We start from the raw sequence: 24,200 nt of genomic DNA on the forward strand, positions 1-24,200 counted from the left end.
GCTTTAGGCTTTATTATGAGTAAAACATCTTGGCGTTTTAAAAGAAAAATAAGCGGTGATAAAAAATACGCCCATAACGATTAATGTGCCGGTGTCTCCCTGATAAGGTGTAATAACATTTAAATAAAATAAAGCATTCTCTAATAAGCCAACACCCACACCGATAATAAATAAAATATAGCCACTAGACTGCCCTTTTGCTCCGATAAGTTTGGCCAACAAATAGCCTAACACAGGTATAAAAGACCAAATAAAGAAGACCACTATTGAAAATATAATGGCTGACAAAGCAAGACTTTGCTGTGATAGAACATTAATAACTGAGTAAAGTTTAACCAAACAATAGCCAATATATAAATACAAAAATAACATCTACAACTTCCTAAAATAACGATAACCCAATTATAATAACAAGCAGTATAAAAATTAACTTATGCTAGAACAAACAAAGACCACTTAACTATAATTAACTAGCAAATAATGCTTTAGCTATTGTTCAATAAATCGTTACCGTGAGCTGAGTTATCGATTAGTTAGTTTGATTAATTAAATTAATAAGTCAGTTATCACAGCTGACAATTGATTATATAAAACATTTCTCATTGACGTTTTTCGCCATAACACACCAATTTCTCGATAATAATCTTGATCTAATGGTGCAATGGTTAACCCCTCATTTTCCCCAATATTTTTCTTTACCGCCATTTCAGGCAAAAAAGTAAAACCTTGATGAAAAGCGGTCATCTGTACCAATGTTGACAAGCTTGACGCAGAAAAAGAATGAATACGCGATTTATCAGCAAGTTTACATGCCGACAAGGCATGCTCAGTAAGGCAATGTTCTGATGATAATAAGAAAATACTCTGTTCTGGTAAATGTTTATAACTGTCTGTTTTTTGAAAGGTCTCTACTAGCCTTTTATTACCTGCCATAAAAAACCTGTCTTTACCTACTAATCGACAATGAAAGTTGTTTACTGCTATTGGCAACGCTAGAATCAACACATCTATTTCACCATTATTAAGCATCTTCATTAAGTTTTCAGTAGTATCTTCACGTAAAAACAAGGCTAAATCAGGAAGTTTACTTTGGCAGGCGCGTACAAAATCGGTTAATAGGAATGGCGCAATCGTTGGAATACAACCAATACGTACGGTGCCGGTATACTCACTACCTTGTTGTTTTGCAAAGTTGACTAATTCGTTGGCCGAGACTAATAACTGTCGGGATTTTTCAACAACTTCAATGCCCTGAGTAGTAAATAAAAAAGATTTGTTGTCACGTTCAATTAATTGACAATTTAGCTGTTCTTCTAATTTTAGAATAGCGCTGCTTAAGGTTGACTGACTAACAAAGCATGCACTAGCTGCTCGATGAAAATTTTGTTCTTGGTAAAGCGCAATTAAATAGCGTAAATGTTTAAGATTCGGTAAAAACATAAGGCAAAGTCCAAAGGGTAATGACGATTAATTTATCACATCACAATTAAATAAAACGATTATGATTTAACAAACACCGAATAAGGACCCTAGGACAAAAGTATAAATTTATTGTTAACTTGTCATTTTAATCAATAAATCGAGTATAAAGTTGATGAATATTAATTCAATCCATCGATTTCTTTAATTTTTTCTAAAGATACGGTAAAGTTAGAGGATTAATTTACACCATCATATAGGAAGCAACATGTCACAAGCATCAGCACGTCATTTATTAGTAGATACAGAAGAGCAATGTTTAACGCTTAAAGCACAAATCGAAGATGGAGCAGATTTTGCGGTTGTAGCGCAGGAGCACTCAAACTGTCCTTCAAAAATGCAAGGTGGAGATTTAGGATCATTTGGCCGTGGTCAAATGGTACCAGAATTTGATGAAGTGGTTTTCACTGCTGATTTAAACACAGTTCAAGGACCAGTAAAAACGCAATTTGGTTATCATTTATTAGAAGTAACGGCTCGCTCTTAATAGTCAGTTTGCTCAAAAATCGATAAAGGAAAGGTTATCAATGGCAAAAATTATAATATTGATGCTTCTTTTATCGATTTCAAATCACTGCCAAGCTAATTCTATTGCAATTGACGCGGTAAAAGCAGATAAAAAAATAATTCATTACCTTGCTGATAAATCTATCACTAACTTTCAAATAACTTACCAGCAACTCGAGCTTGGTGATATTTGTGGATTTGTTGGTTGCCAGTGGCGAAAACTCGTTTCTGTCGTCGTAACGTCTAGAAGTGCTAATGCACCATCAACAACCATTGTCGCGCTTGTTGAAGGCATAGTACCTAATAACCAAGAACAACCTAAGGTTACCTTTGTAACGTTAAACAATAGCCTACCCAACACGCTAACCTTTATTAATTAACGAACGCGTTAATACCTTATTAATTTGTTAGATACTTTTATTATTTTCTCGAATCTTTATTTATTTTTCCTTATATAAATCATTGCCTATTTCACAAATATCACTTCGCATAAATTTTTTTAAACAATAATTTATTGATATAGTTGTTAATCAAATATTAATAATAGATCAATTTGTTGCTAAAGATGTTAAATCAATGTTACGGTTGATTTGTCAGCAAAGACTGGCTAAAAAATCCTCAAGGCCATTGGAGGACAAATTAATCAAAGGAATGAGGGAGGAAAATAAAAATATCACTTGGCTTTTAATGCAAGTATAAATTAAGTAAAATTAGGAACACTTAATGCAAAATAATAAGATTTCTCAACTTTCATTCCTTATTGGCGCAGCACTTACCGCTGCAACAATGAACGCAACAGCTGTTGAAATGAGCGCCAGTTCACTGCAACAAGAAACAAACACCGGAACACCGGTTATGGCACCAACAAGCCCAAGTCCAGTGCTTGGAAATTACCCACTGGTAATCAAAAACCCTGCAGAACAAGCCTTTCAAAACATCATTTCAAATCAAAGCTCATACGGCTCAGTTGGTAATGAAAAATTTAAAGTTCGACGCCAATGGACTGATGAATTAGGTAAAAGCCATACTCACTTTGATCAAACGATTAACGGTATTAAAGTTTATGGTACAAGTATGATTATGCATACTAATTCGCCAATAAATACTTTTAACGCAAGTAACAGTGCAAGTAGCGTTTATAAAGTTACGGGTAAATTAGCCACTAATTCATTACCTTCGTTTTCAGTAATGAACAACGCTAGTGCATTAAGCAATGACTCTGCACAAGCACTGGTTGCTGCTGAAAGTGTTGGAGACGTGTTAAATATTCCTGAGCTTGCTTACGTGTACCTACCACTTTCAGAAGAAACTAAACTCGCTTATAGACTAGAAGTATCATGGGATAATGGCGGTGAAGACTTTGGTCGTGATTTTATATACTTTGATGTGAATACTTCTGAAATCTTAGCGAGAGAGCCACAAGTACATTCTGCTAAAAATTGGCGGACATACACGCTTAATGGCGGTTCGGCAAACTCGGCTCCAGGTACTTTGTTATGTACTAACACACAAAGTTGTGGCAGTAACGCCGCAGCACAACGTGCACATGATGGCGCGTCAAAAGTATATGACTATTATCAAAGTAAATTTGGTCGCGACAGCCTTGATAACAATGGAATGACACTCGTATCTAGTGTTGATTTAGGTGTAGTCAACGCTTATTGGACGGGCTCACAAATGATGTATGGTCAAGCATCTAGTGGCATGAACGACTTTACCAGTGACTTTGATATCATAGGTCATGAATTAACACACGGTGTCACAGATAAAACGGCAAACCTAATTTATGCCAATGCATCAGGCGCCTTAAACGAAGCTTGGTCAGATATTCTTGGTATCTCAGCCGAAGCTTACCGTAATGGCACAACAAGTTCTTCATGGTTATTGGGAGATGGTTTATATAACACTCAAGGTCAGGCCTTACGTTACATGGATAATCCAACTCAAGATAATTACTCAAAAGATTGGTACCCAGAGCGCATTCCTTTTGTAAGTAACCCAAGTAATAGTAATGACCAAGGTGGTGTTCACGGTAACTCAGGTATTGCTAATTTAGCTTATGTTTTGTTGGTAGACGGTGGTACTCATCCGCGCAACAAATCAACGGCACAAGTACCCAGTATAGGTATGGCAAAGGCCGAAAAGATTTTCTATCGTGCACTTGTTACCTACATGAATCAAAATACTAATTTTGCGGGTGCAAGAGCGGCAACAGCTCAAGCCGCACAAGATTTATATGGTGCTACCGAAAAAACAGCAGTAGAAACGGCTTGGTGTGCTGTAGGTGTTGGTGCTTGTCCGACAACAGGAACACCTCCAACGGGTAATGTATTAACCAATGGTGTTGCTGCCACGAACCTAAGTGCGTCAACAAATGCAGACGTTGTTTACACGATGGAAGTTCCATCGGGCGCAACAGATATCAGCTTTTTAACAACGGGTGGTTCTGGTGATGCTGATATGTATGTTAAGTTTGGTTCAGCACCTACCGATTCAAGCTATGACTGTCGTCCTTATAAAGGCGGAAATGTAGAGTCTTGTGCAGGTACATCAACGGGTGGAACATATTATGTTCGAGTCAAAGCCTATTCAGCATTTTCGGGAGTTAGCTTAACAGGTAGTTTTACAGAAGCTGCTACAGGAAATCCTGCGCTTAATGGTTCAGAGTCGAATGTTGCTGTATCAAAAGGACAGTGGAAGCGCTTTACTCAAGTTTTACCTGCAGGTTATGCCGATCTGACTATTAGCCTTTCAGGAGGGTCAGGTGATGCTGACTTATATATTCGCCGAGGAGCACAATCAACAGCTTCTGCCTATGATTGTCGACCTTATAAAAATGGTAACAATGAAAGCTGTAGCTTTACAAACCCTGCTGCAGGTACATGGTATATAGATATATTTGGCTATAGTACAGCTTCAGGTATGACGTTAACATTGCAAGCAAATCCATAAACTTACTTATAGTCATTACTTTATAAATAATAAATAAGTTAAGACTAGCCGGTGCTTTTGGCTAGTCTTTTTTTATCCACTTATTTAGTTTTTTAAAACGAAGTGCTAAAAGAAGAAAAGTAATAAAAAGATAAATACTCGGTTCTATGATTTCAGACTTTACCGACCAATAAAAATGAATCCCAACAAGAACAACAGCTAAGTAAACCCAATTATGGAGCTTTTGCCAATTTTTACCCATTTTTTTTCTTAATAACGAAATTGATGTTATCGCAAGCGTTAACAAAATCAATAACCCCGCCATACCAATAGTAATATAAGGTCGTTCAAGTATTTCACTCACAAATAGTGACCAATCAAACTGCACTTCAAACACTAGGAAATTGGTTAAATGTAGGAAAGCATAAGTAAAGCTATATAAGCCTACTAAACGGCGAACTTTTAATAATATTGATATTTTAAAACGCTTACTTAAAGGCGTTATCATTAAACTTAACAACAATAAATTAAACGCACCAATACCGGTAAAATGAATAATGGCCTCAACTGGATCAGCGCCTAGTTGATCAGTAAAAGCCAGATAATAAGCATTGGCTAGCGGTAAAAAAGCCGCGAGGTGGACAAAAACTTTAAACAAAATAACTTTATACTTCATAGAGATGATACGACTCAAGTTATTACTACAGATTAGTGGGGCAATAAAGCCCCTACTCACGATTTTACCCTGTCGCTATTTTTAAAAGTTTTTCCGTAAATCAAGGTTTCTATATAGATCGGCAACTTCCTCACCGTAGCCATTAAAAGGCAAAGTATCGATACGGTTACGCGCAAACAATCCGCCAGAAGTTAATCTTCGTTCACTGGCTTGACTCCACCTTGGATGGTCAACGTCAGGATTAACATTGGCATAAAAGCCGTATTCGTTAGGGGCTAAAATATTCCATGTTGACGCAGGAGGATGTTCAACAAATTTTATTGCAACAATCGATTTAATACTTTTAAAACCATATTTCCATGGCACCACTAAACGGATTGGCGCACCATTTTGTGCTGGTAATGTTTTGCCATAGAGACCGACACTCATTAAGGTAAGTGGGTTCATCGCCTCATCAATACGTAACCCTTCCACATAAGGGTAATCAATACCGCCGCCCATCCGTCTACTTGCTTGTCCTGGCATTTGTTCTGGGTCGTGTAAGGTTTCAAAAGCAATATACTTAGCCCGAGAGTTCGGCTGTGCCTTTTTTAATAGTTTTGATAATTCAAAGCCAACCCATGGGATAACCATTGACCAAGCTTCTACACATCGCAGCCGATAAATACGCTCTTCAAGGGCAAAACTTTTCGTTAAATCATCTAAATCTAAAGTATAAGGCTTATCACACTCACCACTTATCGTGAGCTGCCAAGGTTTAATATTGAAGTTTTGCGCATTATTAACGGGATCGTTTTTACCTATACCAAATTCATAAAAATTATTATGGCTGGTTACCTTAGCTTCAGGTGTCAGCACTTCAGTATTATTAGTAGCGTCAGCCGTGAACTTTAAAGGATAACGTTGAAAGGTGTTTTCTGGTTCTGATGAAAAAAAATCTAAACCTTGGGCGTTTACAGTACTAGATATAGTTGAAGATAATAAAGTACCGGCACCGAAGAAACCCATTTGCTTAATAAGCTGCCTACGCTTTAAGTAAACACTTTCGTTGGTAACTTGATGTTCTTTTAGTGCAGATTTTCCAAGAGATTTAATTAACATAAAGCGACTTCTCAGGTTATTAATTAACTAACGATAAACCAATAGACCCGAGAAATAGAGAAATACTTCATTATTTATAAAATAATATTACTGTTCTATCAATTAACGGGCAAATTGATGTAAATAATCAACCACAGCAGAAGATTCATATAACCAAGTAACCTTTTGGTTTTCATCAGTGATTTTCAAACAAGGTACCGTACGTTTTCCACCTTCTTTGATTAACTCTTCACGATAATTCTCATTTTGATTAATATTACGTAATTCGATATTTAAACCATCGCGTTTTATAGAACGACGAACTTTCACACAAAAAGGACAAGCGGGTAATTGATATAAGCTCAAGTGTTGTGTGCTTGTATCTATTTCAGCTTGCAATTGAGTTGTTCTTTTTGGGCCGCTCGGTGAAAAAACAAAATTTAACAATAAGATAATACGACCAATAATCCAGCGAACAATAAACATAAATCAACTTCTCTTTATTTAAAAAAAAACACTAGACTGTCTAAAAACAGCCACCCTAATTTTGCGCGAGTTTAACATAACTACTTGGTTAACACTGCTTTCATTTCGCGCAAATGGCTATCTACCACATCATATCGTCAGGAATTTGATAATCGGCATAAGGATCGTCAGCTTCAACTAAATCACTTTCCACTTTATCATTTTGTACTAAAATAACACTAGCATCTAAAGTCGCTACTTTTGCTGCGGTTTCAGCTGTCACTAAATAACTCTGTTCGGTTAACCCACAAACCGCTAATCGTCCATTAACTAAAGCTCTATGGGTAACCGCGTTAACAAATAACTTTTTAATTTTACTGTTAAAGGTGTAATTATATTCTGTTTCACCACTAACATTTTTTATTTGATGGTGTTCGAGTATTTGTTGGATGCGTAGCATTTTTTCTTTGTTGGCGAGTTGTTGCTTTTTTTCTTCATTGAGCGCGGTGTCTTTCGCCAATTTTTCTTTTTGAGCTTTAGCTAAGTCTTGCTTTACTTGTTCTTGTAAACTTTCGTCTTTTGCTACGCCACTGCGTTTTTGTTTATTTGATTTACGCTGGCTTGTATTTGCTTGTCGCGCTTTTTGCTTAGTCGTTAAGCCTGCTTTTAATAGCTGATCTTGTAAAGATGCCATACAAACTCCTTAATTAGGTTTATCAATAGTAATTGTTGCTATTCTATCGGGAAAAATAGCAATAAAAAAGTAGCTCGGCTTTTCTTTGTACATAAACCGATAATAATCTTCTATCATTAAATGTTAACTTTATAAATAATAAGGTAATCTAGCACGTCTAAATATCCTAAATACACCACATTATGAATAGATTTAAACATATATTAATTGGTTTCTTGCTGATCTTATTTTTAGTTGTTACAAGTTTAGGTACTTGGATTTACAGCCAAATTGATAGCGCGTTACCGGTACTTGAAGGAAAGCGAACATTACTTGGCTTGAGTGATACGGCCATTGTTGAGCGCGATAGTCAGGGTATTGTCACCATAAAAGCGAAGAAACGTAACGATGTTGCAGTCGCCACAGGGTTTATACATGCCCAAGAACGTTTTTTTCAGATGGACTTACTGCGCCGTAATTCAGCAGGTGAACTCGCCAGCTTATTTGGCGAAAAAGCCTTGCCACATGATAAAGAGATCCGCCGTCATCGTTTTCGTGAGCGTGCTAGAGCCATAGTTGCACAACTTCCTGAAAAAGATTTAGCCTTATTAAAAGCCTATACCCGTGGTGTGAATCAGGGCATAAATAATTTAAGTTCACCTCCTTTTGAATATTTATTACTTCAACAAGCTCCCGTTTCTTGGCAAGAAGAAGACACCATATTAACCGTATTAAGTATGTACATGGACTTGCAATATGCGGCAGGTGACCGTGAAAGAACCTTAGGAAATATAAAAAACACCTTAGGTGAAGATGTCTTTAAATTTTTGAATCCTAAAGGCAGTATCTGGGATGCAGCCATTGATGGTAGTCAATATCCATCAAGTAAAATGCCAACACGTGCATGGCCTTCAGCCTCATCTGAACAAGATGCTTTAGCTGCTAATACGGTGCAAAATTTAGTAACAGATGTACCTGAGCAAAGGTATCAAGGTGAGGAGTTCCCAGGTTCAAACAACTGGGCGGTATCGGGGGAAATAAGTAAAACAGGAAGTGCTATTGTTGCTAACGATATGCATTTAGGAATACGCGTACCAAACACTTGGTTTCGGGCAACCTTTGAATATCAAAGCGATAACAATAAAGCCATCAAAGTAACAGGACTGACCCTCCCGGGAACACCTAATATCATTGCTGGCAGTAACGGTAATATTGCATGGGGGTTTACTAATAGTTACGGCGATTGGAGCGATATAATTATTTTAGATACCAATGCAGATAAGAGCCAATACTTAACACCTGCAGGCTATCAAGACTTTACTGAGCATAAACATGTTATTGCGGTAAAAGGTCAAGACGCGCAGGAAATCATAGTCAAAGAAACAATTTGGGGGCCAGTTATAGGAACGAACAACAGCCAACAATTATTAGCTTATCGCTGGGTTGCTCATGATGTACAAGCCGTAAATCTGCACCAAACTCAACTCGAATTAGCCACTAGCGTTGATGAGGCATTTAACATTGCTAACCATGCAGGTATTCCGGCACAAAATCTAGTTGTCGGAGATAAAGCGGGAAATATTGGCTGGACAATCATGGGGCCTATTCCAAAAAAGTCTTCCTCGTTTGGCGAAACGCCTACACATTGGGGTGACGGTATCAATCATTGGCAGGGATATTTAAAAGCGGATCTGTATCCTAAAATTAAAAATCCGCAAAATAATCGTTTATGGACCGCAAATGCTCGTGTGGTTGGCGGGGAAATGTTAGAAAAATTAGGCAACGGCGGTTATGCACTTGGTGCAAGGGCACAACAAATCAGAGAGGGATTGCTTGCAAAAGAGATATTTTCAGAACAAAACTTACTTGATATTGCGCTGGATGACCGCGCCATTTTTTTAAAACGCTGGCAGAAATTTTTAATTGATAAAGTACTAACACCAGACGCAATTATCAATCATCCGCGTTGGCAAGCAGTGAAAGAAACCCTTAATACTGATAATTTATGTGCATGCACAGACTCGGTTGCTTATCGCCTTGTTAATAATTTTCGCTTGAATGTGCGTAATGATGTTTTTAGCCTACTCAACGAAAACTTAACTCACTTAGATAATGGCTACTCTTTTCACACCATTCGCCACCAAGTAGAAACACCGCTTTGGCAAATGATTAATGAACAACCAAGCAACTTTTTATGGTTGCCCGAAGATAACTGGCAAAAAGTTTTTGAGCGAGCACTCTCTACCACCTTAACGGATATGACCCAAGACCAACCATTGGCTAAAGCGACTTGGGGGCAACAAAACACCAGTAAAATACAACACCCACTTAGTAACGCTATACCCTTTATTGGTCGTTGGTTAGATATGCTGCCAATACCTCTTGCTGGCGATAGCTATATGCCTCGTGTCCAAGGAAAGTCTTTTGGTGCCTCTCAGCGTATGGTGGTTTCACCGGGTCATGAGGCCTCAGGAATATTACATATGCCAACCAGCCAGTCTGGCCACCCGTGGAGCCCTTATTATGGTTTAGGTCATGATGATTGGGTACAAGGAAAGCCCTCACCTTTCTTACCGGGTGAGACAAAATATACACTGACATTACTGAGCTATTAAGCTAAATTTTCAACATTAAAATTAATATCTACAATATAAAAAGAGGAAAAGTATGACGATTCTTATCTGGTGTTTATTTGCAGCCACTCTATTGCCTTATTTAGCTAAAGCCCCTGTCGCAATAGCTATGAGTAAACTCGATGGTTATGACAATAACCACCCGCGTGCGCAACAAGCAAAACTAACTGGCTTTGGAGCCCGTGCACTCGCCGCTCACCAAAATGCTTTTGAATCACTGATTATTTTTGTCCCTGCGGTTTTACTCGCAATAACCACAAATACAATAACCGACAGTGTAACCTTCTTAGCAATTACCCACGTTGTCGCTCGAGTGGCTTACAACTTATTATATTTATTCAATATTGGACTACTGCGCTCAATTGTCTGGGGAGTAGCAACCGTGTCTTCTTTTGCCATTATTTGGCAATGTTTTCCGCAAAGCTAAAAATCTATTTCTATTATAGATTTTTTTAATACAAGCCTTTAGCAATAAAGGCTTGAACAATTTCTTCGCCCTCGCTAAAGTAATGCTATATATCCTAGCTAATAGCTTGTTTTAGTCGCCTTCATGACTTTCCTTTACTAAAACATCAGGATTCTTTCTTTTTAACCATTTTCGAAAATAATATATAGGGTGGAAGTACTGTGAGTGAAGATTTAGATCTGAATAAAATTCGTGAAAAAATAACCAAACTTGACCAGCAATTATTAGAGTTATTTGCTCAACGCCGTTCTCTCACTCTCAGTGTTGCAAAAAGTAAAGCGCATCAGATACGCCCCGTTCGCGATCAACAACGCGAGCAAGAATTATTAATACGTTTAATTAACCAAGGTAAAGTGCTTGGTTTAGACGCTCACTATGTTACCAGCGTTTATCAAACAATTATTGAAGATTCAGTATTAAATCAACAAGCCTACTTACAAACATTGGCCAACCCCAATATCCAAGTGCCTACGGTTAGCGTCGCTTTTCTAGGTAATAAGGGCTCTTATAGCTATTTAGCCAGTCATAGATATTTTTCACGCCGTGCAGCAAAAATCAATGAATACGGTTGCCAAAGTTTCAAAGAAATTATGCAACAAGTCGAATCTGGCCATGTAGATTACGGTATGCTGCCCATTGAAAATACCAGTTCAGGTAGTATTAACGAAGTTTATGACGCCCTGCAACACACTAACTTGTCAATTGTTGGTGAGATAACTCAGCCTATTGAGCACTGCTTATTAACCGCAGTAAATACCCAACTCAGCAAAATAAAAACGATTTACGCGCACGGACAACCCTTTACTCAGTGCAGTAATTTTCTCGACAAACAAAAAAACATTCGCATCGAATATTGTGACAGTACCGCTGATGCAATGGCCCAAGCGTATGAGTTGCAAGACCCTACAGTCGCCGTTATTGGCAGTGAAGAAGGTGGTCATCTCTACAAGCTTCATGCTTTAGAAAAGTCGATTGCTAACCAAGCAGAAAATCACAGTCGCTTTATTTTAGTCGCTCGTAAACCTATTGATGTCGCTGAACAAATCCCGGCTAAAACGGCATTGATTTTGGCAACAGGACAAAAAGCAGGTGCCTTAGTTGATTGTCTTATTATTTTAAAAGCAAAAGGTATCAACATGTGTAAACTTGAATCTAGACCTATTCAAGGGAGACCATGGGAAGAAATGTTTTATATTGATGTTGAAGCCAATTTGAAGAGTGCTGTACTGCAAGAGGCAATTAATGAAATAACCTCAATTACCAATTTCATTAAAATATTAGGCTGTTATCCTATTGAACATATTAGCCCAACCAGTGTACCAAGTAGCGCGATAAACGCTTAGCCGTTGTCGCTTAACTTTTAAGTTAATGGCTTTGATAAAGTCTCTACGCCAGCAATATTGACCTTACTCGACCTCGTGAAAAACACAGGTCGGTAAGGTTTTAGTTTTAAGCGTTATTCAACAACGCTTTAAGAGCTGCACGATAACATCGAACAACCCGCCTTATTTCTCGCCCATTCAGGACGTTTCTCACTGTAATGATGAAACTCAACTTGTTCATCATAAGGTTTTTCCAGAACCTTTTGTAATTCATGTAATTTACTAAAATCACCTTGCTCTGCAAGCTCAATGGCTTGTTGTGCTAAATAATTACGCAATACATATTTAGGGTTCACCTTATTCATCGCCGCTTTTCTTTGTGCTGCTGTTTTTTCGTCGTGCTGAATTCGATTAGCGTAGCTTTCTAGCCAAGAAGAAAAACGTGCTTGATGCTGTGGCGTTAACTGCTCGTCTAGATAGAAACAATCGGCAAAATGATTGACGTTATTTGCTTTAACTTTTTTGTCGTAACTAAAATCAGCCAGTAAACGATAAAAAATAGTCATGTCTGTTTCTATATCACCCAACAAGGTTTCAAGTGCTAAAAACAATGCTGTGTCCGCTTTATGGTTTATATCTTCAGCCGTAATACCCAGTTTATTCGACATCATTTCATGCCACTGTTGTTGATACGTTTTACTGTAATTATTTAATATCACCTCTAGTGGCTTAGATTCTTCTATCAATGGATAGATAGCGTTCGCTAATTGAAATAAATTCCATTGTGAAATTTCACCCTGTTTGCCGAAGCTGTAACGCTTACCTTGGGCATCTGTGGTATTTGGTGTCCAAGACAAATCAAAATTATCAATCCAACCATAAGGACCATAATCAATCGTTTCACCGATTAATGACATATTGTCGGTATTCATTACGCCATGAACAAAACCAACCCGCATCCAATGCACCATCAATCGACAAGTGCGTTGGGCAATTTCATCAAACCAAGCTAAGTAACCTTGTACCGAGTCATTTTCGTGGTCATTTAATAAATGCGGAAAATCTCGTTTTATCGAATAATCAACGAGCTGCTTTAACAAAGCCTTATCTTTACGGTAAGCCGGTAGCTCAATACTTCCAAAACGCATAAATGACGATGACACTCGACAGACAACAGCGCCTAATTCAGCTTTCGCATTACCGTTATAAAACATATCCCGAACGACACTGTCACCGGTTAACGATAAACTCAGTGCTCGGGTGGTAGGAATACCTAAATGAAACATCGCTTCTGAACATAAGAACTCTCGTACCGATGAACGTAATACCGCTAAGCCGTCAGCCGTTCGTGAAAACGGTGTTGGTCCTGCACCTTTTAGCTGGAGAACTTTATGGCCATCTAAGGGGGTGTTTACTTCAGCTAAGTTAATGGCGCGGCCATCACCTAATTGTCCAGCCCAATGGCCAAACTGGTGTCCGCCATAACACATCGCATAAGGGGCAAATTCTTCAGGCACGACATTCCCCGTGAACAACTGTAAAAATTCATCACTTTTAAGCTGCTCTTCGCTTAACCCTAATATTGAGGCAACATCACGACTAGTCGTAACCAACTGTGGATTTGACGTTCTTTTAGGCGATACCCAAGAAAAAGCAGCGGCATGAACTTGGTGCGGAAAAATAGACTCTTCTAAATCTTCAGGTAACTGTGAAGAAAAGCTATTATCAATATTGAAATCTAAGTAAGACAAAATAAGCGACTAATTGAAAAATAGAATTGAAAGGGAATTATTGACTGTCAGTTTCTATATTGCAATATTCATTTCAAACAAAAAGCTGATTTAGGTTATTCACTTATAAATATCATTAAAAAGTAATATCTACTCAGGTAAAAGCTAGCACTCACTATTGCAAAGCTATCGTCAGTGAAGCTTTAAAAGTGCTATGGCAAGATTGACAACCCAGTATTAATTTTTGATATTCAGCGACAATAACAACCATATTTTTTTCTTTGGCCGCTTGCTTAATTTTGATAGCGCCACCATGAACAACTTTGTCAAAACCTTTAAATGTAGCGACTTTTGATCCTAAGGCTCTCATCAATTTTTTCCGTTGCGACATTGCCGGTTTTGGGTGATTAATAATCCCCTGTGCTGCACTTTCAACAAGGCTAAAGTCTTCTAAAATAATTCCTTGTGTGATCATCTTGGTGTCAGATAACAATGCCTGCATAACCTGTTTAAACGTTACAATACTATTTTTATCGATATCTTGTTGGTAATGCTGTGCGTTCGCTGAAACACCAACGAAAAAAGCTATCACGACACTGGTAATAATCATTGTTTTTTGTATTTTATACATGGCGACTCTTATTTTATCGAAAGGTAAATGAGTAAACTAAGGTTAATAAAGGAGTTAAGTCATTATGACAATAATCGCTTTAACGTTAACCAAACAGGAAACAATCATTCATACTCGCATAAGGACAGCCAATTTACGCCAAAAATATTAAAGCGCTTTAGCTTATTTCAGTTTAACGGCAAATTTTAGCGCCAAAAATATTAAAGCACTTTAGCTTAGTTCAGTTTAACGGTAAAATAGCGGCAAATTTTAGCGCCCTATTAGGCTTTATCTTGCAAACATTAGCCCAGCTCAATTCAGGTAAATATTCAGATATAACGCATTTAACCCTCAGTGAGAATTTAACTGAATTTCCGCAAAAAATCTTTTCATTAGCAAACTCTCTTGAAGTATTAGACTTAGCAAATAACAAATTAACGGCTTTACCCTGTGAGTTTTCTTCAATGAAGAAGTTAAAGATATTATTTTTAACTAATAATAACTTTAAAAGTATTCCTGAAGTCTTAGCGGCTTGCCCACAACTAGAAATGATCAGTTTCAAGGGTAATCAATTAAGCCGAGTAGATGAAGACGTGCTGCCAACAGGAACACGTTGGTTGATATTAACTGATAATAAAATATCAGCACTACCCCATTCAGTCGGCAAGCTAAGCCGTTTACAAAAATTAGCATTGGCTGGCAATCAATTACAGCAACTGCCCGATAGTATGCAGAACTGTAAAAATTTAGAATTAATACGTCTTTCGGCTAATCAATTAGTCACACTTCCCGATTGGCTCTTTCAACTACCTAAATTGGCGTGGCTAGCTTTTTCGGGTAATAAGTTAACGCGCAGTGTTCAACCAGTGATTGATCAGATGACAAGTGTTTCACAGCAAGACTTTCAACTAAAACAAAAATTAGGTGAAGGCGCATCAGGGATAATTCATCAAGCAACATGGTTAACTAAACCTATCACCATTGATTCAGATGACGATATAGCAGTAAAGATTTTTAAAGGTGAAATAACCAGTGATGGTTACCCTATTGATGAACTAAATAATTGCTTGCAAGCCGGTGAACATAAAAACTTAATCAAAGTCATTGCTAAAATCATGTCGAAAGAGCAACTTGCTTTAATTATGGAGTTAATTCCTCAGCGTTTTTATAACTTAGGTTTACCCCCTTCGTTAACAAGCTGTACTCGTGATACTTTTCCTAAGTCTGCCACATTAACAACAAGTCAGATAATAAAAATAGTCCTTAGCATGGCTGATACTTTACGTCATTTACATGAAAATAAAGTCAGCCATGGTGATATCTATGCTCATAATACTATGGTCGATGAAAACGCAAATATGCTGTTTGGTGATTTTGGCGCCGCTTCTAACTTAAAGGTTTTGCCTGCAACACAACAAAAAGCAATGCAAGCGATAGAAGTGAGAGCTTTAGGCTGTTTATTAGATGATTTATTGCCTTTGTCTGTTCATTTAGAAAACACTGCGCAATACCAAGCGCTGTTGATAATAAAAGAGCGTTGTATGCAAGCCGATACGTTTAAAAGACCCACCTTTATCGCTATCGTTGAGCAATTAAAAGTACATGTTTAACCTGATTTTTTAATTCATATTATTAAGTGTATAACCGGTGAGATCGAATAACTGGTTTTAGAAGCTCTCTTTTAAAACCAGTTTATCATCTACAAACCGCTTTTTTTTTAAACACCAGCGCTAAAACGATTCAAACACATTTGCTTGCCCAGCCCCTTTAACCTAAAATATCGACAAGTTAATTTTTCCTTCAAATAATAAGGTTTTTCATGGCACAACCATTACCAGATAAATTTATCATGTCGATGAACCGCGTATCAAAAGTGGTTCCACCTAAAAGAACAATACTTAAAGATATTAGTCTTTCATTTTTCCCTGGCGTTAAAATTGGTGTTTTAGGTTTAAACGGTTCAGGTAAATCAACGCTGCTTCGAATTATGGCAGGTGTTGATAAAGATTTTGAAGGTGAAGCAACGTCTTTAGCCGGTACAAAAATTGGTTACTTACCGCAAGAGCCTCAACTTGATGAAAGCCAAACAGTGCGTGAAGCTGTTGAAGAAGGGGTTGCTGAAGTTAAAAATGCTATGGCTCGTTTAGACCAAGTCTATAACGAATATGCAGAAGAAGGCGCTGATTTTGATGCCTTAGCCAAAGAACAAGGCGATTTAGAAGATATTATTAATGCGCAAGATGGTCATAATCTTGATAACGTTTTAGAACGTGCGGCTGATGCTTTACGCTTACCTGAATGGGATCAAAAAATCGCGGTACTAAGTGGTGGTGAACGCCGTCGTGTCGCGCTTTGTCGTTTATTGCTCGAAAAACCAGACATGTTATTACTTGATGAACCAACTAACCATTTAGATGCTGAGTCTGTTGCTTGGTTAGAGCGATTCTTACACGATTACCCAGGCACTGTGGTAGCAATTACCCATGATAGATACTTCCTTGATAATGTAGCGGGTTGGATTCTAGAGCTTGATAGAGGGCACGGTATTCCTTATGAAGGTAACTATTCTTCATGGCTAGAACAAAAAGACGCACGTCTTGCACAAGAAAGTAAAGGTGAAAGTGCACTACAAAAAACCATTAAGCAAGAACTTGAATGGGTGCGTTCAAATCCAAAAGCTCGTCAATCAAAAAGTAAAGCCCGTATGGCGCGCTTTGAAGAGCTTAATAGTCAAGATCATCAAAAACGTAATGAAACCAACGAACTTTACATTCCACCTGGACCTCGTCTAGGGGATAAGGTTTTAGATGTTAATAACTTAACAAAATCTTTTGGTGACAGAGTGCTCATTGATGACTTAAGTTTTAGTGTGCCAAAAGGTGCTATTGTTGGCATTATCGGACCAAACGGCGCAGGTAAGTCAACATTGTTTAAAATAATGTCAGGCGCAGAAAAACCAGACTCGGGTAATGTAGAGCTAGGTGATACGGTTAAACTTGCCAGTGTAGATCAGTTCCGTGATGACATGGACAATAGTAAAACCGTCTACCAAGAAATATCTCAAGGCCATGAGATATTACAAATTGGTAATTTTGAAATTCCAAGCCGTGCTTATGTCAGCCGTTTTAACTTTAAAGGTAACGATCAACAAAAGATCATCGGTGAGTTGTCGGGTGGTGAACGTAACCGAGTTCATTTAGCTAAACTAGTGCAAACCGGCGGTAACGTATTACTTCTTGATGAACCAACCAACGATCTTGATGTTGAAACCTTACGTGCGCTTGAAGAAGCGTTGTTAGAGTTCCCCGGTTGTGCCATGGTTATCTCGCATGACCGTTGGTTCCTTGATCGCATTGCAACTCACATTTTAGATTACCGTGATGAAGGTAAAATTAACTTCTATGAAGGTAATTTTACTGACTATGAAGCTTGGTTAAAGAAAACATTGGGCCCTGCAGCTACTGAGCCTCACAGAATTAGATACAAAAAAATTGGCTAAGCTAAAGTTAATAGATAATTTTTAAATTACCTATTAGTTATTAAATAGTTATCGGCACTTTATTTTTGTGGTTTTATAAAAATCCACACGAATAAAGTGCCTTTTTGCTAAAAGGGAGCTATGCTAAAGATACCCATTTATAATTTGAACTTAAGCAATGGAAAATAGACGTCAATTCACGCGAGTTTTGTTTTCAATCAATGCGATATTAGAGGTTGAACAGCAGAATTATCCAGTTACTATCCACGACATTTCACTTAATGGCGCTTTGGTCACTATGCCTAAAGCTGAAAAGTCATTAAAAGGTAAGTTAGGCTTATTACATTTTGACTTAGTTAATGGCGAATCGATCGTTGAAATGCATATTGCTGTCGTTCATGAAGAAAATGACAAGCTAGGCTTACAGTGTGAAGTAGGCTTGCAATGTAATGCTATCGATATTGACAGTGTGACCCATTTAAGACGGTTAGTTGAATTAAATTTAGGTGATGAAAGCCAGTTACATAAAGAACTTTCACAATTATCACGCCTTGCTTAATATGATGGCAATCGCCTTGCTTTATAGAGGAACATTATGAATCACTTAGTTATTTCATTTATTACCAAAGACCGTCCTGGTTTAGTCGAAACCTTATCCAAAGTCATTAAACAACACCAAGGTAACTGGCAAACCAGTAGTTTGCATCATTTGTCCGGCTGTTTTGCTGGTGTACTTGAAATAGCGGTAGCGCAAGCTCAATGTGAAGCCCTAACTCGTGCAATTACGACACTGGACGGTTTTAAAGTCATTATCGAAAAGACTACCCCTAGCCAAATTAACGATGAGTCACCGGTAGTTTTAGAGCTAACAGCAAACGATCGAGAAGGTATTGTAGAAGAAATATCTGCGGTTATTCACCATCAAGGCGGTAACATGATAAAGCTTGTCAGCGAGCAAGATAATGCGCCACATACTGGCCAGCCACTATTTAAAGCAAAAATAACCTTAGCGGTTAATAAAGAACAAACACCAAGCTTAATAAATGCATTAGAAGATCTTGCTGACGATTTAATGATTGATATTTCTCGTTAATCTGTTGAATAGTAACTTAATCTACACGGTATTATTAGCCCACTTATCAATACTTCTTTGGGCTTGATAATCCCGTGATATTTTATTCATAGACTGGCTTAACCCTAATGTTAAAAAGGATCGAGTAAACAAGATTCCCCCTCTTTCCCCTTCAATAATGCTCACGTAAAATTACTGTTAACTCCTAGCTACTAAACTAAAAAACTAAAAATAAGTATTAACTGAAAATGGCCTTACCTCACCTAATGATTTTGATGAACCTTTAGGGATTTACCAGTGCAATAGAAACAAAAAGGCCCGACATAAGCCAGGCCTTTTCAAAGTGGTACTGGTGCTTTTTCTTAAAGCTTAATACCTAATTTTTTCAATTCTTTTTGAACAACTGAGTTCGGTAATGGAATATAACCATCTTTCTCAACAATCTTTTGACCCGACTTAGAAAGTACCATAGTTAAAAATTCAGCATCCATTGGCGCTAATGGCTTGTTTGGATGCTTATTTACATAAACGTATAGGAAACGAGATAGTGGGTATTTTTTCGATATAGCATTCGCCATATTAGCTTCAACATAGTTGTCACCTTTTTTAGACAAAGCTAAAGCACGAACACCTGAAGTTGTATAACCGATACCAGAATATCCAATACCGTTTAGTGAAGAAGATACTGATTGAACAACTGAAGCTGAGCCTGGTTGTTCATTAACTGTGTTTTTAAAATCACCTTTACAAAGGGCTTTCTTTTTAAAGTAACCGTAAGTACCAGAAACTGAGTTACGACCATAAAGTTGAATGTCTTTTGCTTCCCAGTCACCTGTTAAACCTAAGTCGCCCCAACGGTCTGCATCTTTATCAGCACCACATTTTCGGTTATTTGAGAAAATAGCATCAACTTGATCAATACGTAATCCTTTAATAGGGTTATCTTTATGAACAAATACCGCTAATGCGTCAATAGCAACACGAACAGCCATTGGCTTATAGCCGTAACGCTTTTCGAATGCTTCTATTTCACGCGACTTCATCTTACGGCTCATAGGGCCTAAGTTTGAAGTGGCCTCTGTTAATGCTGGTGGCGCAGTAGATGAACCAGCGGCTTGAATTTGTATATTCACATTTGGGTAAGTGCGCTTAAACTCTTCAGCCCAGAATGTCATCATGTTTGCTAAGGTATCTGAACCCACTGAAGATAAGTTACCTGAAATACCACTGACTTTTTTATATTCAGGTAAATCTTTATCCATTGCTAATGATGAGAAACTCACCAAGCTTGCTAAACCTATAACGCCTAAAGCACGTTTAAAACCCATGTTATTCTCCACTGAGAGTGATGTCCCATTAAATTATTATTAATTTGTTTGGGGCTAATTAATTTATGAACACTATATAAAGTTTATGTGACAATTATATTTAAGGTTTATGACACTTATATTACAGTGATCAATATATGGGTATATAAACAACATTTAATCAATTTCTCTCCTTCGTTCAAAGATAAAGGGGAATAGTTAGACCCTAGCTACGACTTTATAACGAGCAGTATTACTGGAACTTACGGCGAAATAAGAATTAACACATCAAATAATAGCGTTCATCATTAAAGCCGTGAATGTTCAGATAAAAGATTAGGATAAAAATACCGCGGCAATAATTATTATAATGATAAAAATTTAGCGTGTGTTGAAGTTAGTTAACCTTGGTAAATAAGCCACGTTTAGCAAATAAAGCGCTATCAGCACCTTATTCACTAGTAGATAAGGTGCTGTTCAGAAGATTATTTTTTATTTAATGCTTCAAAGTAAATAATAAACTCACTACCCTTACCCCACTCGCTTTCAATGGCTAATTCGGCATTATGGTGATGTAAAACATGTTTAACAATTGATAGACCTAACCCTGAACCACCGGTGTCACGAGAACGTGACTTGTCTACTCTAAAGAATCGTTCTGTGATCCGGTTAACGTGTTCAGGACGAATACCAGGACCATTATCTTTAACGGAAAACTTAGCCTTATTACCACTTCGTTGCCATAAAATGTGAACAGAACCATGGGCAGGCGTGTAAGCAATAGCATTAGATATTAAGTTAACACACGCACTTTTCAATTCAGTATCTATGCCTTCAATCCATAAGTCATCATTAAGATCAGCAGTAATTTTGTGTTGTTTATCTTGGTTGAGCCAAGTGGCATCGTCGACCAATGTTTTAATTAGTTTAGGCATATCAACAAATTGTTTATTTTCTTCATCGGCATGATTTTCTACACGCGATAAAACTAATAACTGCTCTACTAAGCGGTCCATACGTGATACTTGAGTTTCAATAGTGCAAAAAGCTTTTTGCCAATGAGGCTCGAGCGCATGTTCAGTGGTCAGTATCATTTCCACATAACCACGCACCACGGTAAGCGGTGTTTTGAGCTCATGAGAAACATTGGCAACAAAGTCACGCCGCATTTCTTCTAATCTTTTAATTTTACTGACGTCTCGGGCAAGAAAGAGTACTTGGTCACTTCCATAAGCCATTAAGCGCAGCTCTAACTGTAATTCGCTGTTAATGGGTGAAATAATATGACAGGGTTGTTCAAAATTACCGAGTTCTAGGTATTTAGAGAATTCAGGAAAACGGATGAGGTTGTCAATACGTTGACCAACATCACTGGGCCAACGAATGCCTAAAATGCGCTGAGCTTTTTTATTACCCCACAAAATAGTCAGTTCATCAGATAAGACTAAGGCAGCATCAGGTAATGCTTCAGCACCATCCCTGAATTTTCTAATTCTTTCGTTTAACTGTCTTTGTTTGTGGCGGTGCTGTCTAATTTGTCGGTACAGGCCATCATATATTTTCCCCCAGATACCTTCAGATTGTGGAGGAGAGAGTGACTTACTTAGCCACAGCCACTTAATAAGTTTAAATAAATGGTGATAATGCCAACATAAAATAACCAAGGTACTGATACAGAGTACGAGGAGAGTTTGGCCAATTAAAAAACCAAAGAACGCGCTTACCGACAATATAGTCAGTAAACGCGTGATAATACTTTTTACGGATAAACGAAAATACATAGTGAGTCGTTTTTACCTATATATAATAATAAAATGCATACTTATGTATTACACACTCGTTTTAAGCTTTCCGGAGAATCGGTAGCCAGAGCCTCGAACGGTTTGAATAAAATCTTCATGCCCTTCGCCAGTAATCGCTTTACGTAATCGTCTAATATGAACATCTACCGTTCGGTCTTCCACATAAACATTCGTCCCCCAAACATTATCAAGTAATTGTTCACGGCTATAGACTCGCTCGGTATGAGTCATAAAAAAGTGTAATAAACGAAACTCCGTTGGTCCAAGCTCAAGTGACCGATCATTAATTGAAACCCGGTGGGCGATGGGGTCAAGTTTCATTCCATGAAATTCAATGGCTTCTTCTAGCGCGGTAGGAGAAACTCGGCGAATAACAGCTTTGATACGTGCTATAAGCTCTTTTGGCGAAAATGGCTTAGTAACATAGTCATCAACACCTGCATCAAAACCTTTAACCTTGTCGTCTTCATCGGCACGGGCAGTTAACATTATAATAGGAATAGACCGCGTATATTCATTTTGTTTTAATGATTTAGCAAGCTTAACACCTGTGCCTCCTGGCAACATCCAATCCAATAAAATCAAATCAGGATAAGGCTCAACAATCTTTGCTTTTGCCTGTTCGTAATCTTCAGCTTCAATAGCATTAAAACCATTTTGCTCTAATACAAAAGTAATCATTTCCCTGATCGGCGCTTCATCTTCAACAACCAATATTTGTCTATTCATGTAAACTTCCCGTTGTCTAACTACACTTTACTTATTGACCATTGTGATAACTTTTTATGACATTTATATTACACACAACAAGTTTAATTCATTTATCTTTATGCCAAAAGCTTAATTTATTGATCTTCATCTACATCGCTAGTTATAAAAAAAGCGACCAAAAGTCGCTTTTTTTATTTTTACAATACGGTAATTAATTAAAACTTGTATTCTATGCCTGCCGCTAAGTAATCTTGATCAGCTTCATTGTCGAGATCAAAACTCGTGTAAAAAGCAAAAAGTTTAGTACTTTTCGCTAAGGCGTAATCCGCGCCAACGGTCATACCTGAACGGTGATCGCCGCCATCATAATTAGCCGTTTGTACTTGTCCTTTAACTGTAATTTTATCAAAGCCATATTTTGCTGAAAACAAGAAACCTTCGACATCACTGCCATCAGAAACTTTTTCTTGTCTGTGAACAATAGCACCTAAGGTAAAGCCAGCGAGTTTACCCTGCACGGTTAAACGGGCCGCATCATAACCTTTAACTTCTGAGTCTACCGCGATAGCAGCATAAATCTTAGATTTTTTAAGCGCTTTATCACCATAAAAAAGGGCCATTGAGGTGCCATCTTGTCCATCAACCTCATCTTCTGCAATATAAGTAACACCCAGTTGAAAACCGTTAACCTTAGGTGATTTATAAGTAACCGTGTCGCTCATGCGGTTCTCACCTTTCCAGAGCTGTTTAATATCTGCGTTTAAATCACTGAATAAGTCAACCTTGCCTTGTGACTGCTTTAATACGGTATCGTTAATACCTAACAATACTTCACCAAAATTACCTTTCAAGCCAATGTATTGATTACGGTCAGTAATGCTATCACCCTTGTCACTATCACCATCAAGGTCGACTTGAAACTCTGCTTTAAAAATAACTTCAAGGCCATTACCCAAATCTTGACCACCTTTAAAACCTATACGTGAAGCGTTACTTTTAACTTCAGAGTAAGTACCAGTACCGTCATCTGATGACTGAACTGTAACATTGGCTTTACCATAGATATCAACATCACCAGCAAACGCTGATACAGAAAGAGTTGATAATAATGCCGCTGCAAGAGTGCTGTAAGAAATTTTCATATATATACCTTATTGGGTGACAGAGTCTTTTATATTAAGAACGATTTAAATTAACTAATTATTTGCCGCATATTCTGCCTAATTTATATGACATTTTTGTGACATTATGAATTATT

At 37.7% G+C, this 24,200-nt stretch carries 22 protein-coding genes; 10 read left to right on the forward strand and 12 right to left on the reverse strand.

Annotated features, from left to right (window positions below; all coding sequences use genetic code 11):
* Positions 1-3: 3 nt before the first annotated feature.
* On the reverse strand, positions 4-372 hold the full coding sequence (locus H4J76_RS05880; RefSeq protein WP_182230247.1) for a hypothetical protein: 369 nt from the start codon (positions 370-372) through the stop codon (positions 4-6).
* Positions 373-546: 174 nt separating this feature from the next.
* Positions 547-1,440: a hydrogen peroxide-inducible genes activator gene (locus H4J76_RS05885; protein WP_182230248.1), complete on the reverse strand. Its 894-nt coding sequence runs from the start codon at positions 1,438-1,440 to the stop codon at positions 547-549.
* A 247-nt stretch (positions 1,441-1,687) separates the two neighbouring features.
* On the opposite strand from H4J76_RS05885, the gene H4J76_RS05890 reads away from it, so the two are divergent.
* The 3 genes from H4J76_RS05890 to H4J76_RS05900 all read left to right on the forward strand — a co-directional run bounded on the left by H4J76_RS05890 (position 1,688) and on the right by H4J76_RS05900 (position 4,938).
* The gene (locus H4J76_RS05890; protein WP_070375959.1) at positions 1,688-1,966 is read left to right on the forward strand and encodes a peptidylprolyl isomerase; all 279 of its coding nucleotides are present in this window, start codon (positions 1,688-1,690) and stop codon (positions 1,964-1,966) included.
* A 40-nt stretch (positions 1,967-2,006) separates the two neighbouring features.
* On the forward strand, positions 2,007-2,366 hold the full coding sequence (locus H4J76_RS05895) for a hypothetical protein (RefSeq protein WP_182230249.1): 360 nt from the start codon (positions 2,007-2,009) through the stop codon (positions 2,364-2,366).
* 343 nt (positions 2,367-2,709) lie between these two features.
* On the forward strand, positions 2,710-4,938 hold the full coding sequence (locus H4J76_RS05900; protein WP_182230250.1) for a M4 family metallopeptidase: 2,229 nt from the start codon (positions 2,710-2,712) through the stop codon (positions 4,936-4,938).
* Positions 4,939-4,999: 61 nt separating this feature from the next.
* Here H4J76_RS05900 and msrQ read toward each other — a convergent pair whose 3' ends face one another.
* The 4 genes from msrQ to H4J76_RS05920 form a co-directional block, all read right to left on the reverse strand.
* On the reverse strand, positions 5,000-5,593 hold the full coding sequence (gene msrQ, locus H4J76_RS05905; RefSeq protein WP_182221838.1) for a protein-methionine-sulfoxide reductase heme-binding subunit MsrQ: 594 nt from the start codon (positions 5,591-5,593) through the stop codon (positions 5,000-5,002).
* A gap of 81 nt (positions 5,594-5,674) precedes the next feature.
* Positions 5,675-6,694: a protein-methionine-sulfoxide reductase catalytic subunit MsrP gene (gene msrP, locus H4J76_RS05910; protein WP_182230251.1), complete on the reverse strand. Its 1,020-nt coding sequence runs from the start codon at positions 6,692-6,694 to the stop codon at positions 5,675-5,677.
* 102 nt (positions 6,695-6,796) lie between these two features.
* Positions 6,797-7,159, reverse strand: coding sequence for a glutaredoxin (locus H4J76_RS05915; protein ID WP_182216499.1), 363 nt, complete (start codon positions 7,157-7,159; stop codon positions 6,797-6,799).
* A gap of 121 nt (positions 7,160-7,280) precedes the next feature.
* Entirely contained in the window at positions 7,281-7,832 is a 552-nt protein-coding gene (locus H4J76_RS05920) for a DUF2058 domain-containing protein (protein WP_182216498.1), read from the reverse strand.
* A 182-nt stretch (positions 7,833-8,014) separates the two neighbouring features.
* Here H4J76_RS05920 and H4J76_RS05925 point away from each other — a divergent pair, with 182 nt between their 5' ends.
* The 3 genes from H4J76_RS05925 (at position 8,015) to H4J76_RS05935 (ending at position 12,253) form a co-directional block, all read left to right on the forward strand.
* Entirely contained in the window at positions 8,015-10,426 is a 2,412-nt protein-coding gene (locus H4J76_RS05925; RefSeq protein ID WP_182230252.1) for a penicillin acylase family protein, read from the forward strand.
* 52 nt (positions 10,427-10,478) lie between these two features.
* The gene (locus H4J76_RS05930; RefSeq protein WP_070375942.1) at positions 10,479-10,871 is read left to right on the forward strand and encodes an MAPEG family protein; all 393 of its coding nucleotides are present in this window, start codon (positions 10,479-10,481) and stop codon (positions 10,869-10,871) included.
* Positions 10,872-11,071: 200 nt separating this feature from the next.
* Complete coding sequence (locus tag H4J76_RS05935) at positions 11,072-12,253, forward strand: chorismate mutase (protein WP_146796287.1); 1,182 nt, start codon at positions 11,072-11,074, stop codon at positions 12,251-12,253.
* Positions 12,254-12,381: 128 nt separating this feature from the next.
* Here H4J76_RS05935 and H4J76_RS05940 read toward each other — a convergent pair whose 3' ends face one another.
* Positions 12,382-13,983: a YdiU family protein gene (locus H4J76_RS05940; RefSeq protein ID WP_182230253.1), complete on the reverse strand. Its 1,602-nt coding sequence runs from the start codon at positions 13,981-13,983 to the stop codon at positions 12,382-12,384.
* A gap of 154 nt (positions 13,984-14,137) precedes the next feature.
* The gene (locus tag H4J76_RS05945) at positions 14,138-14,593 is read right to left on the reverse strand and encodes a hypothetical protein (RefSeq protein ID WP_182230254.1); all 456 of its coding nucleotides are present in this window, start codon (positions 14,591-14,593) and stop codon (positions 14,138-14,140) included.
* 272 nt (positions 14,594-14,865) lie between these two features.
* Between H4J76_RS05945 and H4J76_RS05950 the strand changes: the two genes are divergently transcribed.
* The 4 genes from H4J76_RS05950 to H4J76_RS05965 all read left to right on the forward strand — a co-directional run bounded on the left by H4J76_RS05950 (position 14,866) and on the right by H4J76_RS05965 (position 19,143).
* Positions 14,866-16,182: a leucine-rich repeat-containing protein kinase family protein gene (locus H4J76_RS05950; protein WP_182230255.1), complete on the forward strand. Its 1,317-nt coding sequence runs from the start codon at positions 14,866-14,868 to the stop codon at positions 16,180-16,182.
* Between the two features lie 209 nt (positions 16,183-16,391).
* The gene (ettA, locus tag H4J76_RS05955; protein WP_070375937.1) at positions 16,392-18,071 is read left to right on the forward strand and encodes an energy-dependent translational throttle protein EttA; all 1,680 of its coding nucleotides are present in this window, start codon (positions 16,392-16,394) and stop codon (positions 18,069-18,071) included.
* Between the two features lie 157 nt (positions 18,072-18,228).
* On the forward strand, positions 18,229-18,609 hold the full coding sequence (locus tag H4J76_RS05960) for a PilZ domain-containing protein (protein WP_070375936.1): 381 nt from the start codon (positions 18,229-18,231) through the stop codon (positions 18,607-18,609).
* Positions 18,610-18,645: 36 nt separating this feature from the next.
* Positions 18,646-19,143 carry a glycine cleavage system protein R gene (locus tag H4J76_RS05965; RefSeq protein ID WP_182221844.1) on the forward strand — a complete coding sequence of 166 codons (498 nt, stop codon included), beginning with the start codon at positions 18,646-18,648 and terminating at the stop codon, positions 19,141-19,143.
* Positions 19,144-19,484: 341 nt separating this feature from the next.
* On the opposite strand, the gene H4J76_RS05970 is transcribed toward H4J76_RS05965, so the two are convergent.
* The 4 genes from H4J76_RS05970 to H4J76_RS05985 all read right to left on the reverse strand — a co-directional run bounded on the left by H4J76_RS05970 (position 19,485) and on the right by H4J76_RS05985 (position 24,084).
* Positions 19,485-20,450 carry a PstS family phosphate ABC transporter substrate-binding protein gene (locus H4J76_RS05970; RefSeq protein WP_182216486.1) on the reverse strand — a complete coding sequence of 322 codons (966 nt, stop codon included), beginning with the start codon at positions 20,448-20,450 and terminating at the stop codon, positions 19,485-19,487.
* A gap of 464 nt (positions 20,451-20,914) precedes the next feature.
* Positions 20,915-22,210, reverse strand: coding sequence for a phosphate regulon sensor histidine kinase PhoR (gene phoR / locus H4J76_RS05975; RefSeq protein WP_182230256.1), 1,296 nt, complete (start codon positions 22,208-22,210; stop codon positions 20,915-20,917).
* 48 nt (positions 22,211-22,258) lie between these two features.
* Positions 22,259-22,960 carry a phosphate regulon transcriptional regulator PhoB gene (phoB, locus tag H4J76_RS05980; protein WP_146796261.1) on the reverse strand — a complete coding sequence of 234 codons (702 nt, stop codon included), beginning with the start codon at positions 22,958-22,960 and terminating at the stop codon, positions 22,259-22,261.
* A 197-nt stretch (positions 22,961-23,157) separates the two neighbouring features.
* Entirely contained in the window at positions 23,158-24,084 is a 927-nt protein-coding gene (locus H4J76_RS05985; protein ID WP_182216483.1) for a porin, read from the reverse strand.
* Positions 24,085-24,200: the final 116 nt, after the last annotated feature.

Origin of the sequence: Colwellia sp. BRX9-1 (assembly GCF_014077195.1) — a bacterium.
Lineage (GTDB): Bacteria > Pseudomonadota > Gammaproteobacteria > Enterobacterales > Alteromonadaceae > Colwellia_A.